Source organism: Ruegeria sp. CH6 (assembly GCF_056537005.1).
Genome location: NZ_JBQFQS010000014.1, coordinates 33,218 through 45,820, shown reverse-complemented (window position 1 = coordinate 45,820; position 12,603 = coordinate 33,218). Strand labels below are relative to the sequence as shown.

General features: G+C 57.1%; 20 protein-coding genes. 18 read left to right on the top strand and 2 right to left on the bottom strand.

Going from position 1 to position 12,603, the window contains the following annotated elements; genetic code table 11:
• Positions 1-111 precede the first annotated feature (111 nt).
• Positions 112-693 carry an FMN-dependent NADH-azoreductase gene (locus ACR0CW_RS19975; RefSeq protein ID WP_480789117.1) on the top strand — a complete coding sequence of 194 codons (582 nt, stop codon included), beginning with the start codon at positions 112-114 and terminating at the stop codon, positions 691-693.
• Positions 694-766: 73 nt separating this feature from the next.
• Positions 767-1,507, top strand: a complete 741-nt coding sequence (locus ACR0CW_RS19970) for an aspartate/glutamate racemase family protein (protein ID WP_480789116.1) — start codon at positions 767-769, stop codon at positions 1,505-1,507.
• Positions 1,508-1,512: 5 nt separating this feature from the next.
• On the opposite strand, the gene ACR0CW_RS19965 is transcribed toward ACR0CW_RS19970, so the two are convergent.
• Positions 1,513-2,043 (bottom strand): prolyl-tRNA synthetase associated domain-containing protein, encoded by a 531-nt coding sequence (locus ACR0CW_RS19965; RefSeq protein WP_480789115.1) that lies wholly within the window; start codon positions 2,041-2,043, stop codon positions 1,513-1,515.
• Positions 2,044-2,131: 88 nt separating this feature from the next.
• On the opposite strand from ACR0CW_RS19965, the gene ACR0CW_RS19960 reads away from it, so the two are divergent.
• The 14 genes from ACR0CW_RS19960 (at position 2,132) to ACR0CW_RS19895 (ending at position 10,724) form a co-directional block, all read left to right on the top strand.
• Positions 2,132-2,650, top strand: a complete 519-nt coding sequence (locus ACR0CW_RS19960; protein ID WP_480789114.1) for a hypothetical protein — start codon at positions 2,132-2,134, stop codon at positions 2,648-2,650.
• Positions 2,651-2,811: 161 nt separating this feature from the next.
• Entirely contained in the window at positions 2,812-4,317 is a 1,506-nt protein-coding gene (ffh, locus tag ACR0CW_RS19955) for a signal recognition particle protein (RefSeq protein WP_480789113.1), read from the top strand.
• Positions 4,314-4,871 (top strand): GNAT family N-acetyltransferase, encoded by a 558-nt coding sequence (locus ACR0CW_RS19950; protein WP_480789112.1) that lies wholly within the window; start codon positions 4,314-4,316, stop codon positions 4,869-4,871. The genes ffh and ACR0CW_RS19950 overlap by 4 nt, the downstream gene beginning before the upstream one ends.
• The gene (locus tag ACR0CW_RS19945) at positions 4,868-5,419 is read left to right on the top strand and encodes a GNAT family N-acetyltransferase (RefSeq protein ID WP_155142192.1); all 552 of its coding nucleotides are present in this window, start codon (positions 4,868-4,870) and stop codon (positions 5,417-5,419) included. The genes ACR0CW_RS19950 and ACR0CW_RS19945 overlap by 4 nt, the downstream gene beginning before the upstream one ends.
• Positions 5,416-5,952, top strand: a complete 537-nt coding sequence (locus ACR0CW_RS19940) for a GNAT family N-acetyltransferase (protein ID WP_170333940.1) — start codon at positions 5,416-5,418, stop codon at positions 5,950-5,952. Before ACR0CW_RS19945 ends, ACR0CW_RS19940 begins: the two co-directional genes overlap by 4 nt.
• Complete coding sequence (locus ACR0CW_RS19935) at positions 5,949-6,500, top strand: GNAT family N-acetyltransferase (RefSeq protein WP_170333942.1); 552 nt, start codon at positions 5,949-5,951, stop codon at positions 6,498-6,500. Before ACR0CW_RS19940 ends, ACR0CW_RS19935 begins: the two co-directional genes overlap by 4 nt.
• Entirely contained in the window at positions 6,497-6,793 is a 297-nt protein-coding gene (locus ACR0CW_RS19930) for a chorismate mutase (RefSeq protein WP_155142187.1), read from the top strand. The genes ACR0CW_RS19935 and ACR0CW_RS19930 overlap by 4 nt, the downstream gene beginning before the upstream one ends.
• Before the next feature lie 67 nt (positions 6,794-6,860).
• Entirely contained in the window at positions 6,861-7,250 is a 390-nt protein-coding gene (gene rpsP, locus ACR0CW_RS19925) for a 30S ribosomal protein S16 (protein WP_010437590.1), read from the top strand.
• Between the two features lie 13 nt (positions 7,251-7,263).
• Positions 7,264-7,899, top strand: a complete 636-nt coding sequence (gene bluB / locus ACR0CW_RS19920) for a 5,6-dimethylbenzimidazole synthase (RefSeq protein WP_480742095.1) — start codon at positions 7,264-7,266, stop codon at positions 7,897-7,899.
• A gap of 6 nt (positions 7,900-7,905) precedes the next feature.
• Entirely contained in the window at positions 7,906-8,055 is a 150-nt protein-coding gene (locus ACR0CW_RS19915; RefSeq protein ID WP_170333946.1) for a hypothetical protein, read from the top strand.
• Entirely contained in the window at positions 8,048-8,551 is a 504-nt protein-coding gene (rimM, locus tag ACR0CW_RS19910) for a ribosome maturation factor RimM (protein WP_480789111.1), read from the top strand. The genes ACR0CW_RS19915 and rimM overlap by 8 nt, the downstream gene beginning before the upstream one ends.
• Entirely contained in the window at positions 8,551-9,366 is an 816-nt protein-coding gene (locus ACR0CW_RS19905) for a hypothetical protein (RefSeq protein WP_480789110.1), read from the top strand. The genes rimM and ACR0CW_RS19905 overlap by 1 nt, the downstream gene beginning before the upstream one ends.
• Positions 9,363-10,172, top strand: a complete 810-nt coding sequence (gene trmD / locus ACR0CW_RS19900) for a tRNA (guanosine(37)-N1)-methyltransferase TrmD (RefSeq protein WP_155149162.1) — start codon at positions 9,363-9,365, stop codon at positions 10,170-10,172. The genes ACR0CW_RS19905 and trmD overlap by 4 nt, the downstream gene beginning before the upstream one ends.
• A 135-nt stretch (positions 10,173-10,307) precedes the next feature.
• Entirely contained in the window at positions 10,308-10,724 is a 417-nt protein-coding gene (locus tag ACR0CW_RS19895; RefSeq protein ID WP_480742102.1) for a hypothetical protein, read from the top strand.
• 5 nt (positions 10,725-10,729) lie between these two features.
• Here ACR0CW_RS19895 and ACR0CW_RS19890 read toward each other — a convergent pair whose 3' ends face one another.
• Complete coding sequence (locus ACR0CW_RS19890) at positions 10,730-11,536, bottom strand: glycoside hydrolase family 25 protein (protein ID WP_480789109.1); 807 nt, start codon at positions 11,534-11,536, stop codon at positions 10,730-10,732.
• Positions 11,537-11,927: 391 nt separating this feature from the next.
• Here ACR0CW_RS19890 and rplS point away from each other — a divergent pair, with 391 nt between their 5' ends.
• Both rplS and rpmE read left to right on the top strand, forming a co-directional pair.
• Entirely contained in the window at positions 11,928-12,311 is a 384-nt protein-coding gene (gene rplS / locus ACR0CW_RS19885; protein ID WP_155149156.1) for a 50S ribosomal protein L19, read from the top strand.
• Positions 12,312-12,322: 11 nt separating this feature from the next.
• Complete coding sequence (rpmE, locus tag ACR0CW_RS19880) at positions 12,323-12,544, top strand: 50S ribosomal protein L31 (RefSeq protein WP_155149154.1); 222 nt, start codon at positions 12,323-12,325, stop codon at positions 12,542-12,544.
• The last annotated feature ends 59 nt before the right edge of the window (positions 12,545-12,603 follow it).

The window sequence follows — 12,603 nt, the reverse complement described above, 5'->3', positions numbered from 1 at the left end:
CACGACTGTGCAATTTCCAACAACTGATGTTGATATATCCGAGTTTTGTTCATCTACACAACATTCATATTGGAGGCAGAAGCAAAATCCCCGAACAAAGGACCTCGAGAAATGACCAAAACCATCCTGCACATTGATGCATCCGCCCGCCGCACCGGGTCTGCAACGCGTGATCTCTCTGACCGCGTTGTCAAACATCTGGGTGCCAGACGCATTATCCGCCGCGATCTGGCAACACCCTTGCCGCTGCTGACCGAAGACTGGATCGCGGCAAACTTTACCCCTGCGGACCAGCGTGATCCGCTGCAACGGGATCAATTGGCCCTGTCGGATGAACTGGTTCAGGAACTGCAGGAGGCTGACACCATTGTAATAGGCCTGCCGATCTACAATTTTTCGGTGCCCGCCGCATTCAAAGCGTGGATTGACCTTGTTGCCCGCGTCGGCCTGACCTTCAGCTACACCGAAAACGGCCCCAAAGGATTGCTTGAAGGCAAGCGGGCAGTTCTGGCAATAGCCTCGGGCGGAACGGCCGTAGGGTCCGAAATTGACTATGCATCCGGTTACGCACGCCACGTGCTGGGCTTCATCGGAATTACCGATGTAGACGTCGTTGCGGCCGATCAAATGGCAATGGACCCTGAAAACACCCTAAGCAATGCGCAAAAAGCAGTAGCAGAACTGGCCGCCTGATCCCCCTCTGGTCATATGCTGGCAAAACGTCCAATCTGCGCGGAAATCTATCTGAGCAGATTGGGCGGATCTCATGAAAAAGATCGGAATTCTGGGTGGTGTCGGTTGGGCATCGACAGTCGACTATTACAGAGCCATTGCTGAGGGAGCGAGCAGGCACTATTCCAAGCGCGGCCACGGATCACCGCTTCCTATCCCTCCGATGGCAATCGAATCCGTTGTGCAGGCGCATACTCGTGCACTGCGAGGCACAGCAGGCGATGAAGACAGCTGGACTGAATTCGATGCTGTTTTCCGGAAGGCGCTTCTGAATCTGGAACGCGCAGACTGCGACTTTGCAATCATCGCATCTAATACGCCGCATGCCCGCCTGCATGCGATCAGGCGTGGGGTTACCATGCCGATACTAAGCATTTTCGATGCAACCGCAGAGGCAACTGCTGAAACAGGAGCTGAAAAGGCACTGGTTCTTGGAACCACAGTTACGATGCAGGCCAGCAACTATGCGGAGCGACTTGCGGTAGAGGGCATCTCTGCAAACGAACGCCTGCCTGACGATCAGATCGCAGAGATGCAGGCGATGATTGATACTGAGTTCTACGGCGGCGCCTCCAGGAAAGCACGCCCTCGCCTGCTGGACTTCTGCAAACGCCATGCCAATCCGGGAACCGCCATTCTGTTGGCATGCACCGAATTACCGCTGGCTTTCCCGGATCATCTGGACGACCCGATCTTCGAAGCAGAGGGTTTCTTATTCGTGAACCCGTCAGCCGCGCATGTTGCAGCAGCACTTTCCGAAGCTCTGGCGGAGTGAACTCGTCACGGCAGCCAGGTCACCTCGCAATTGATACGCTCGAAGAAGGCTGTCAGGTCTTCACGCTTCATTGCAACGGTTCGATCATTGACCAGAGGGTGCATATAAATGACGTCGGCTTGCTGAGCGGCAGTATCCATGAAGAAGCGCACGTTGTTTTCAACACCGTTGATCATGGCCAAGGGGCTGACCGCGCCCGGACGGATACCGAGGTTTTGCATCAGTCGATCCGCTGACCCGAACGACAGGTTGCCGATCCCAAGCTCTGCACCCAGCGCCTTCAGGTCAATCTCGCGGCTCTGTTCCAGCGTGACCAGATAGTTCCGTTTTTTCTTGTCGCGCAGGTAGAGGTTCTTGAGCCGCAGAGCGTTTTCACCCGGCACCATGAACTGATCCTCGACCGCCTTGGAATCTTCGACCGTGCGCAACGGGACATGGGTATGCAGAAGATAAGCCAATCCCCATTCATCCAGTCGCGCCAACAGCGCGTCAGAGCTGAGCGGCAAAGTATCCTGAAAAGCAGATGATGCGTCCATGGGAACCTCCTGTTTGGCGCGCTCATCGCGCAACACGCGGACGAATTCAAGCCACGACAGTGCCAGAATTCAGTGTTAGCGTGCCGCCATGAAAGTGACGCGTAACACACCCGACCAATTGATCCTGTCTAACACGCCCTGGTTTATCGGCATCTCACTGGTCTTTTTCATCCTTGCCTTTGTCGGCGCTGGCCTTTTCATGGCAACCGAAGGTGGCGAGGGCATTCTGTTTGGCCTCTTCTTTGCCGTGTTCGGTGGCGGGATGGGGATCGGCGCGTTCTGCGTCTTTGTGCGCCGAGTTCAGGTCATATTAGACCGCAACAGCAATAGCATCTTGATCCGTCGCCAATCGATCTTTGGATATGACACCGTGGAACATGAGCTGTCGAATCTTTCCCATGCCGAGGTGGAGACGACCACTTCGCGCCGCGACAGGACTACGTCCAAGATGCATCGTCCTGTTCTAATCCTGGACAAAGGTATGAGTGCCGGGCGACATCCGATTGTCGAAGCCTATGTCAGCGGGCGCGGCGCGCAGCGGATGGTTGATGCGGTCAACGATTGGCTTCCGGCACACGAGGTTGACTCCGGCAGCCAATCCGCCTAAATCCCCTCCAAACATCCGGAAGCTTATGATCTTCCGGTCCCTTGAGTCGTTCAGGGATCGCCCCCCACCAGCGAGTTTCGCCCGTGGGGGCGTTTGTGCATTTAACCGACGCATCCTATCTAGGACGCGCCACCAGAAAACCGGCTAAGGAGGCCGAAGGCATGTTTGAAAATTTATCCGAACGCCTCTCTGGCGTCTTTGACCGGCTGACCAAACAGGGTGCTCTGTCCGAAGAAGACGTAAAAACCGCCCTGCGTGAGGTCCGGGTTGCGCTGCTTGAGGCCGACGTTTCGCTGCCGGTTGCCCGCGAATTCGTCAAGAAGGTGCAGGATCAGGCCACCGGTCAGGCCGTGACCAAATCGGTCACACCCGGTCAGCAGGTCGTTAAGATCGTGCATGACGCGCTGGTGGATACTCTGCGCGGCGAGGAAGATCCCGGTGCGCTGAAGATCGACAACCCGCCTGCCCCGATCCTGATGGTTGGTCTGCAGGGTTCGGGTAAGACGACAACAACCGGTAAGCTGGCGAAACGCCTGAAAGAGAAAGAGGGCAAAAAGGTCCTGATGGCCTCGCTGGACGTTTATCGCCCGGCGGCGATGGATCAGCTGGCCGTTCTGGGCACGCAGGTTGGTGTCGATACGCTGCCGATCGTGCCGGGCCAGAAGCCCGTCGACATCGCCAAACGCGCCAAGCAACAGGCGACGTTGGGCGGCTATGACGTCTACATGCTCGACACCGCTGGTCGTCTGCATATCGACGAAGTGCTGATGGACGAGGTCGAACAGGTTCGCAACGTGGTTGACCCGCGCGAAACCCTGCTGGTGGTCGATGGCCTGACCGGTCAGGTCGCCGTTGAAGTGGCCGAGGAATTCGACGCGAAGGTCGGCATTTCGGGCGTGGTCCTGACCCGTATGGACGGCGACGGCCGCGGCGGTGCGGCTCTGTCGATGCGCGCGGTCACTGGCAAGCCGATCCGCTTTGTCGGCCTAGGCGAAAAGATGGACGCGCTCGAAACCTTCGAGCCGGACCGGATCGCCGGTCGTATTCTGGGCATGGGCGACATCGTTGCTCTGGTCGAAAAAGCTCAGGAAACGATGGAGATCGAACAGACCGAGCGCATGATGAAGCGCATGGTCAAAGGTCAGTTCAACATGAACGACCTGAAGATGCAGCTGGAACAGATGATCCAGATGGGCGGCATGCAGGGCATGATGGGCATGATGCCGGGCATGGGCAAAATGGCCAAGCAAATGGATCAGGCCGGGCTGGACGACAAGATCCTGCGCCAGCAGATCGCCATGATCCAGTCGATGACCAAACGCGAACGCGCCAACCCGCAATTGCTGCAGGCCAGCCGCAAGAAGCGCATCGCCGCTGGTTCAGGAATGGAGGTCAGCGACCTCAACAAGCTGCTCAAAATGCACCGGCAGATGTCGGACATGATGAAGAAGATGGGCAAGATGGGCAAAGGCAAGATGCTGAAACAGGCCATGAAAGGCATGTTCGGCAAAGGTGGCCCATCGCCTGAGGAAATGGCCGCGGGTATGGACCCCAAAGCGCTGGAAGCTGCGGCTAAAGCGATGGGCGGCAAGATGCCTGGAATGCCTGGAATGGGCGGCGGCATGGCCCTGCCTCCGGGTCTGAGCGGGTTCGGAAAGAAAAAGTGACGTCAGCACGCTGCACCCAGCCCCCGTCCGGTAAGGCGGCGATGGCAGCAGCGCAATATCGCGCGGCTCTGCCGGTCCTTGAGACCCGGCGGCTGGTTCTGCGTGCTCCAAAGTTGGAAGACCTGCCGGTTTGGACGGCGATTTGCCGAGATAGTTTTGGCGATACCGATCAGGAAGCCTGGACAGAATTTTCCTACTATACATCCGGCTGGCTTCTGCACGGTCACGGCCTCTTTACGGTTACACTGAAAGATGACGACGAAGTCGTTGGCTTTGTCATTCTGGGGCTGGAATGGGACGACCACGAGCCCGAGCTTGGATACCTGTTCAGTGCTCAGCATCGCCTGAAGGGATATGCCACCGAAGCCTGCGTTGCCGCACGTGACTTTGGCTTTGATCTTCTCGGATCTGGCCGGTTCGTAAGCTACGTATCACAATCCAACGCCCGCTCGAATGCCCTAGCCCAACGGTTGGGGGCGACACGTGACACTGTTGCCGAGCAAGCGTTTGGTGCGGACCAGCATGTCTGGCGCTACAGCGAGGTGCAGGCATGACACTTGCGATGCCGATCCCGACGCTGGAAACCGAGCGACTGATCATGCGGGCACCGCGTGAAGCGGATTTTGAAGCTGAGGCGGAGTTCTTTGCCAGCGATGCGTCAAAATTCGTAGGCGGCCCGCTGCGTCCGGATGAAACGTGGCGCATGGTGGCGACCTTGTTGGGCCATTGGGCCATGCGTGGTTATGGCTTCTGGGGGGTCGAGGAAAAAGATACGGGCATTTATGTGGGCCATGTAGGACTGTGGTGCCCATTTGGCTGGCCCGAACCTGAAATCGGCTGGACGCTGATGAACAACGCAACCGGCAAGGGTTACGCGACCGAGGCTGCGCAAGCCTCCCGAACCTATGCATATGACGCTTTGGGATGGGAAACATCGATCTCCTTGATCGATCCCCAGAACGCGGGCAGCAAGGCTGTCGCGGAACGGCTGGGTGCGCGGTTCGAGAGCATCTATGAACATCCCAAATTCGGCACGATGGAAGTCTGGCGTCACCCGGGGCCTGCTGATCTAGTGAACGGCGGGATGGAGGCCTACGCATGATCGACCTCCAGATCCCCACACTCAAAACCGAACGCCTGATCCTGCGCGGCCCCGAGGAGCGCGACTTTGAAAATGTCGCCGATTTCTTTGCCGACAAAGATCGAAGTTGGGGTTTTGGCGGCCCGATGAACCGTAATGAGGCTTGGCGCTGGTTCGCCAGCATGATCGGCCATTGGGTTCTGCATGATTATGGGTTCTGGACCGTCGAAACGCACGACGGTCAACCCGTGGGCTTTGTTGGCATCTGGGGCCCCGAAGGCTGGCCGGAACCGGAACTCGGCTGGGTCATGTTCGCCGGGAGCGAAGGCAAAGGATTTGCTCGCGAAGCCGCGGAAGAGGCCCGCCGCTATGCTTATGAGGTTTTGGGCTTCGATACGTTGAGTTCGAATATCTTCCCTGGCAACGACCGCTCGATCGCTCTGGCTGAACGGCTGGGTGCGCACTACGAGCGCAGCTATCAGAACGTGTCACATGGAACCGAGCTGGTGTACCGCCATCCCGGTCCCGATCAATTGTCGGAGGTGGGCGCATGACGACTTACACCATTCCTTCGATTGAAACAGATCGCCTGATCCTGCGCGCGCCACAGCAGGATGACTTGCCCGGCATGATCAGCTTCTTTGCGACCGAACGCAGCCATATGGTCGGTGGACCGAAGGACGCACTGGAAAGCTGGAGCTCTTTGACCAACCGGCTGGGACACTGGGCGCTGAAAGGTTATGGCCTGTGGCATTTGACCGAGAAAGCCAGCGACACCTTCGTTGGTTGGGTTGGCATTATAGATGCGCCCGGCTGGGATGAACCTGAACTGGGCTGGACGCTGCTGCACGAAGCTGAGGGTAAAGGACTGGCCTTTGAGGCGGTGCTGGCAGCGCGCGATCACGTAGCGCGCCATCAGGGCCTGAACGGTGTAATCAGCTATATCGCGCACGCCAACGACCGATCCCGGGCGCTGGCAGAACGTCTTGGTGCCAGATACGAACGCGAAGGCGAATTGCTTGGCAAACGCGCTGAAATCTGGCGCCACCCCAAGATCGACCTCTCCGAACCTGCATTGAGCACCGAAAGGACTAGCCAATGAACAACCCTGTGACGCGTGCGGCTACGCTGCTGAAAGAGCATCGCGAAAGCATCGATCGGCTGGACGCGATCCTCGTCTATACGCTGGCCGAGCGGTTCAAGCACACGCAGGCCGTTGGCAAGCTCAAGGCCGAACACGACCTTCCCCCGTCCGATCCCTCGCGCGAAGCAGCGCAGATCGCACGGTTAGAAGACCTGGCGAAAACGGCGGATCTGGACCCCGACTTTGCCAAGGCTGTCCTGAATTTCATCATTCAGGAAGTCATCCGACACCACAAGAAACACCAGAAATAACCGGATCTGCTCCGGTCTACTAAAACGACACGCCCCCGGCGTGATGCCATTCAAAGGAGATACCACCATGGCAATGAAAATTCGTCTCGCCCGCGGCGGCTCGAAAAAACGTCCCTTCTACCGCATCGTGGCTGCTGACAGCCGCATGCCCCGCGATGGTCGTTTCATCGAGAAGCTGGGCACCTACAACCCGCTGCTGCCGAAAGACAGCGAAGAGCGCGTAAAAATGAACATGGAGCGCATCCAGTACTGGCTGGACCAGGGCGCGCAGCCGACTGACCGTATCGCACGTATGCTGGAAGCTGCAGGCGCACGCGACAAGGCCGAACGCAACAACCCGAACAAGGGTACCCCGGGCAAGAAAGCTCAGGAGCGCGCAGAAGAGAAAGCCGCGAAGGCAGCTGAAGCTGCTGAGGCCGCTGCTGCTCCGGCTGAAGAAGCTGCTGCTGAAGAATAAGCAAGGCGGGCGCGTGCAGGATCAGACATTCACTGACGAATTCCGCACGCAGTTCGAACTGTTGATGCGGCTCCGGCGCGATGTGCGTCGGTTTCGCACCGACCCTGTGGACGAGGCAGTGCTGATGCGCTGCCTCGACACATTTCGACTGGCCCCTTCGGTTGGGCTGAGCGAACCTTGGCGCGTCATTCGCGTCGAAAGCGCGGCGGCACGGGCCGCAGCGCTGGAGAATTTCCAAAACGCCAATGAACAGGCCCTTGCAGGCTATTCGGGTGACAAAGCGCTGAAGTACAGCCGCCTGAAACTGTCCGGCATGCAGGAAGCGCCCGTTCAACTGGCCGTTTTTTCCGACGAGTCGACCAACAAAGGACTGGGGTTGGGCGCGGGCACAATGCCCGAGATGCGTCGCTATTCCGTCGTCGCCGCGATCACCTTGTTCTGGCTCGCCTTGCGGGCAGAAGGGTTGGGTCTGGGGTGGGTCTCGATCCTTGATCCCGAACGAATGAAGCGTGACCTTAACGTGCCTGACGATTGGTCTCTGGTCGGCTATTACTGTGTAGGCTGGCCGGAAGAAATGTCAGAACGGCCCGAACTTGAACGCGCTGGCTGGGAACAGCGCAGCGCCCGATTGCATCTCGAAACGCGGTAGAGGCAGATGTTTGGACTGATACGACTTCCCATCCTGCTGCTGATCGCATTTATTGTGGGCGTGTTCTTTGAACGCAGCAACCAACGCGAGGCCTGTGCCGAACGTGGTGTTTGGCAGAACGGACTATGTGTAGCATCGGAAGCGCCCAATGACTGATCTGATCTGTGTCGGAAGTATTGCCGGCTCTTACGGGGTGCGCGGCGAAGTACGGCTCAAAAGCTATTGCGCCGTTCCTGAAGATATCGAAACCTACTCGCCTCTGACCGACGAGAACGGTGCGGAACGGTATCCTCTGGTCTTGACGCGTGCGATCAAGAATGGTTTCGCCGCCCGTGTGGGGGGGGTTGAAACTAAAGAACAGGCCGATGCTATAAAAGGCCTGCGTCTGTTTGCGCACCGGGATCAGTTACCCTCGCTTCCGGACGACGAATTCTATCATACTGACCTCATTGGGCTGGAGGTTTATGATACCGGAGGTGCCCTGTTGGGGCGTGTAAAATCGGTACAGAACCACGGTGCAACCGATCTGTTGGAAGTTCACGGGTCAGGCTTGAAAGCCACGGTATTGTTGCCGTTTACACTAGCAAACGTGCCTACAGTTGATCTGGAGCGTGGCCGTGTTGTCACCGATCCACCCGATGGTTTGTTTTGATGCGGCGGGTTTTCCTGCATTTAGGCCTGCACAAAACCGGCGTCACGGCCGCACAATCGTTCCTCTTCGAAAATCGCGAGTTGATCTGGCCTCACTACGCATTGGTTTTGCCATACAAAACCAGAAAAACTGGTCTGGCCGATGCCGCAACCCGACATTCTCTGTATGGCACTGCACGCACCTTGGCCGATTTCGGCGATCAGATGCGCGACTTCCTTGAGGCCACAAACTTTGGCACCAAGCGCGGTCTTATTCTAAGCGAAGAAAACTTCTCGGGCCTACGCCCCAGCCGCAACGTCGCGGTTGGCTATGAAGCCGCACCCGATCTTGCCGCCTGCCTGGTTGACACAATTCGTAATCGGTTCGCAGGCGAAGAACTCGATATTACTATCTATCTGTCCCTGAGGCAGCGCGGAAGCTGGCTTCGCAGCCTCTGGGCGCACGACCTACAACGCTTGCGCCTTGTTCAGGACTTCGAAACCTACCGATCGCATCTTGACGCCTTGCCTTCACTTCAGACCACCGCTGAAGCCATTCAGGAGCGGTTACCATCGATCGATGTTCAAACCGAATGGCTTGAAGAACTGGAGAATAAAGAGTACGGCCCCGGCAGCCCGTTCGCGGAATTTCTGGGCCTGCGTCTCAGTAAGGCGTCCCAACTGATTGGCCCAACCCGCGCCAATCCGCGCCTGCCTGAAAACACCCTTGCCCAGATGTTACAACTAAATCGTTCCGGACTGGACGATACGGAGCTTGTCAGACAGAAAGCAGGTCTCATCCAATCCGCTCAAAATAGCCTGACTGCCACGACATGACTGACAAACCCAGCAAATCCCATGGCCGCAAGGCTATCCGGCCGACCCTGAAACCGCGCGAGCTGATGACACCAACGCCGGATCTTCATGGTGTATGGAAGGCAAAGATAATTACGCTGTTTCCGTCGGCGTTTCCGGGCGTGCTCGGCGAAAGCCTGACGGGCAAAGCGCTGCAGGAAGGACTGTGGCAGCTGGAAACCACTGATCTGAGACAGTTTGGTGTCGGCAAGCACCGCAACGTGGATGACACGCCTGCAGGCGGTGGTGCGGGTATGGTTTTGCGTGCCGATGTTCTTGGCGAAGCAATCGAGCACACGATGGCAGGTATCCGAGGCAACTGGCCCCTGATCTATCTCAGCCCGCGCGGTCGCCGAATGGATCAGCGCATGATGCAAAATCTGGCGCGGTGTGATGGTATGACACTGTTGTGTGGACGGTTTGAAGGCGTCGATGAACGAGTGTTGGAACATTACGGCGTTCAAGAAGTATCTCTGGGCGATTTTGTCATGACCGGCGGTGAGATTGCGGCGCAGGCGCTGATAGATGCTACCGTTAGATTGATCCCCGGAGTTCTTGGAAATCAGGCTTCGACCGAAGAAGAGAGCTTTTCATCGGGGCTGCTGGAGCATCCTCAATACACGCGCCCTGCGGAATGGAAAGGTCGACCGATTCCCGAGGTGCTGATGTCCGGCCATCACGGCCGCATTGCTGAGTGGCGCCATAAAATGGCAGAAAACATCACACGTGAAAGACGGCCCGACGTGTGGGATAGCTACCTGAAATCACACGACGAAAACTCTGATTGATATCTCGACTGTGGCGCACAGGACGCAGGGTTGAGTTTTGACAAATTGCGATTTGCGGTTGTTTTAGTCTCAATATACTCACGCATAAAGATGCTGAAAAAAGCAATTGCAGAATAAATCGATTCGGGCTGCTTAATGAAAAAGTTACTAATTCTGTCGCTGCTGGCCGCTTCGGCCTGCACCACAAAACCACTTGAGCGTTATATCCCTACACAGGATGGCCATAACCTGCACTCAGCGCGCTCTGCTATGGAGTCGTGTATTGGTGAGTCGCCGGAAGGTGGAAATGCTGCCGTCGTCGGTGGCTACATGACCAGCATTCTCATAGCTGGCGTTGTGATAGGCCCGCTTGTGACGATCCCGGCTGAGGATAGTCTGCGAGCGCAGGGAGAAATCGATCAGGTACATCGGTGCCTAGCCGAGCGTGGTTTCAAACGTCGCGAACTAAATGAGGGTGAAGTATTCTGGCTGAATAATTCCTTTGGCGACGAGCGCGAACGCCGACTGGGCCACCTGATTGGTGGTGGCACCATCGAGACCTACGGTACTTAACTGCCTCAGTAGTAGTTGCCGGCCTTCCAAAGGGCCCATATCTCCGGCGTGCCGTTGAAGGTGTTGATATCCACCTTGCCCTGCACGCCGGGCACAAGCCCGGTCCCGGTATACTGCCAGAAACGCCAGATCGCATTCGGGTAAACCTGTCGCGGATGCCCGGCGACCGATCGGAGCCAGAAGTCGGTTTTTGGCAAGCGCCCGATATCGGTGTCTTCGTAGAAATCCACGGTGGTGTAAACAATGGGTCTGCGGCCGTAGTGCCGTTCCAGAATGTTCAGGAATTTCTGCGCCTCGGAGCGGATGGTCTTGCCATCAGGGCGCAAAGTACAGGTTTTGGAATGTGGGGTCCATTCCATATCAAGCACATGCGGCAGGTCCGCGCCCTTGGGTACGTTTTCAATAAACCAACGGGCCTGCTCTGCAGCCGGGCGGCAGAAATAATAATAGTGATATGCGCCCCAGGGTACATTCGCCGCCTGCGCTCCCTTGCGATGATCCTCAAACAAAGGATCCGCAAAATCACCACCTTCAGTCGCTTTCAAAAACGCGAAACTGACACCCGACGCTTTTGCCGTATGCCAGTCGATCGGACCCTGCCAGCGTGAAACATCAAGGCCATGGATGGGGTAGTGTCCGGGATGGCGGCCCTCCCACTCATGAGGATCAGCATCACCGAATTTGGGATAGATTACAGCGGGCGCTCTGGCATCGGCAGTCGGTGTAGGCTCTATGGCCTGAGGCTGCGGGCCACGCCGGCCGCATGACATAAGCACAGCACCCATGAGTGCCAGCAAGATTGCAATGCGCATCACTGTTCCTGTCTCAAATTTCTGCTCGTATTATTGACCACAGAATGCCAAATCCACGCATCAAGGCAACGGTGCATTTGTGCGGGCGGCGAAAACCCACCGTCAAAAGAGTCAGCTATCTTGGGAAAACATGCATCAAAGGGCTTGATCATTGACCCCAAAGCTCTTAAAGCAGCGCAATCCGGTGTCGCGACATGCGACTCCGGTGTTTTGGTTTGCATCATGTCGTGACGCCCGGCTTTCTTCGGCCACGGCGCGGCAAGACGAACCAGACATAAGGAACATTCGATCTGATCTCTGGCGGGCTGTGCGCAGGACCCGGTGAAGACCAAGAGCTCTCAGGCCGTGCTTAACTTCGTGGACCAACCACGAGCAGATAGGAGTAACTGCGATGGACCTGATCGCACAGCTTGAGGCGGAACAGATTGCCGCCCTGGGGAAAGACATCCCCGATTTCAAAGCCGGTGACACCATCCGTGTCGGCTTTAAAGTGACCGAAGGCTCGCGCACCCGTGTGCAGAACTACGAAGGCGTCTGCATCGCGCGCAAGAACGGCGACGGCATTGCCGGTTCGTTCACCGTTCGCAAGATTTCGTTTGGCGAAGGCGTGGAGCGTGTGTTCCCGCTGCATTCGACCAACATCGACAGCATCACCGTTGTCCGCCGTGGCCGCGTTCGTCGCGCCAAACTGTACTATCTGCGCTCTCGCCGTGGTAAGTCCGCGCGTATCGCAGAAGTCACCAACTACAAGCCCAAGGCTGGCGCCGAGGCGTAAGGAGCGGAAAGATGAAAAAAGACATCCATCCCGATTATCACTTCATCAACGTCAAAATGACCGATGGCTCCGTAGTACAGATGAAATCCACCTGGGGCGCCGAAGGCGATCAGCTGGCTCTGGAAATCGACCCCTCCTCGCACCCTGCGTGGACCGGTGGTTCGTCGCGCCTGATGGACGCCGGCGGCCGCGTGTCGAAGTTCAAGAAGAAATACGAAGGTCTGGGCTTCTAAACCCCTACCTGATTGTTCTCGGAAAAGGCCGTCCCGAAAGGATGGCCTTTTTTTGTGAA

Coding starts and splice junctions, on each gene's coding strand:
- ACR0CW_RS19975 (WP_480789117.1), top strand. CDS start 112: ATGACCAAAACCATCCTGCACATTGATGCATCCGCCCGCCGCACCGGG.
- ACR0CW_RS19970 (WP_480789116.1), top strand. CDS start 767: ATGAAAAAGATCGGAATTCTGGGTGGTGTCGGTTGGGCATCGACAGTC.
- ACR0CW_RS19965 (WP_480789115.1), bottom strand. CDS start 2,043: ATGGACGCATCATCTGCTTTTCAGGATACTTTGCCGCTCAGCTCTGAC.
- ACR0CW_RS19960 (WP_480789114.1), top strand. CDS start 2,132: ATGAAAGTGACGCGTAACACACCCGACCAATTGATCCTGTCTAACACG.
- ffh (WP_480789113.1), top strand. CDS start 2,812: ATGTTTGAAAATTTATCCGAACGCCTCTCTGGCGTCTTTGACCGGCTG.
- ACR0CW_RS19945 (WP_155142192.1), top strand. CDS start 4,868: ATGACACTTGCGATGCCGATCCCGACGCTGGAAACCGAGCGACTGATC.
- ACR0CW_RS19940 (WP_170333940.1), top strand. CDS start 5,416: ATGATCGACCTCCAGATCCCCACACTCAAAACCGAACGCCTGATCCTG.
- ACR0CW_RS19935 (WP_170333942.1), top strand. CDS start 5,949: ATGACGACTTACACCATTCCTTCGATTGAAACAGATCGCCTGATCCTG.
- ACR0CW_RS19930 (WP_155142187.1), top strand. CDS start 6,497: ATGAACAACCCTGTGACGCGTGCGGCTACGCTGCTGAAAGAGCATCGC.
- rpsP (WP_010437590.1), top strand. CDS start 6,861: ATGGCAATGAAAATTCGTCTCGCCCGCGGCGGCTCGAAAAAACGTCCC.
- ACR0CW_RS19915 (WP_170333946.1), top strand. CDS start 7,906: ATGTTTGGACTGATACGACTTCCCATCCTGCTGCTGATCGCATTTATT.
- rimM (WP_480789111.1), top strand. CDS start 8,048: ATGACTGATCTGATCTGTGTCGGAAGTATTGCCGGCTCTTACGGGGTG.
- ACR0CW_RS19905 (WP_480789110.1), top strand. CDS start 8,551: ATGCGGCGGGTTTTCCTGCATTTAGGCCTGCACAAAACCGGCGTCACG.
- trmD (WP_155149162.1), top strand. CDS start 9,363: ATGACTGACAAACCCAGCAAATCCCATGGCCGCAAGGCTATCCGGCCG.
- ACR0CW_RS19895 (WP_480742102.1), top strand. CDS start 10,308: ATGAAAAAGTTACTAATTCTGTCGCTGCTGGCCGCTTCGGCCTGCACC.
- ACR0CW_RS19890 (WP_480789109.1), bottom strand. CDS start 11,536: ATGCGCATTGCAATCTTGCTGGCACTCATGGGTGCTGTGCTTATGTCA.
- rplS (WP_155149156.1), top strand. CDS start 11,928: ATGGACCTGATCGCACAGCTTGAGGCGGAACAGATTGCCGCCCTGGGG.
- rpmE (WP_155149154.1), top strand. CDS start 12,323: ATGAAAAAAGACATCCATCCCGATTATCACTTCATCAACGTCAAAATG.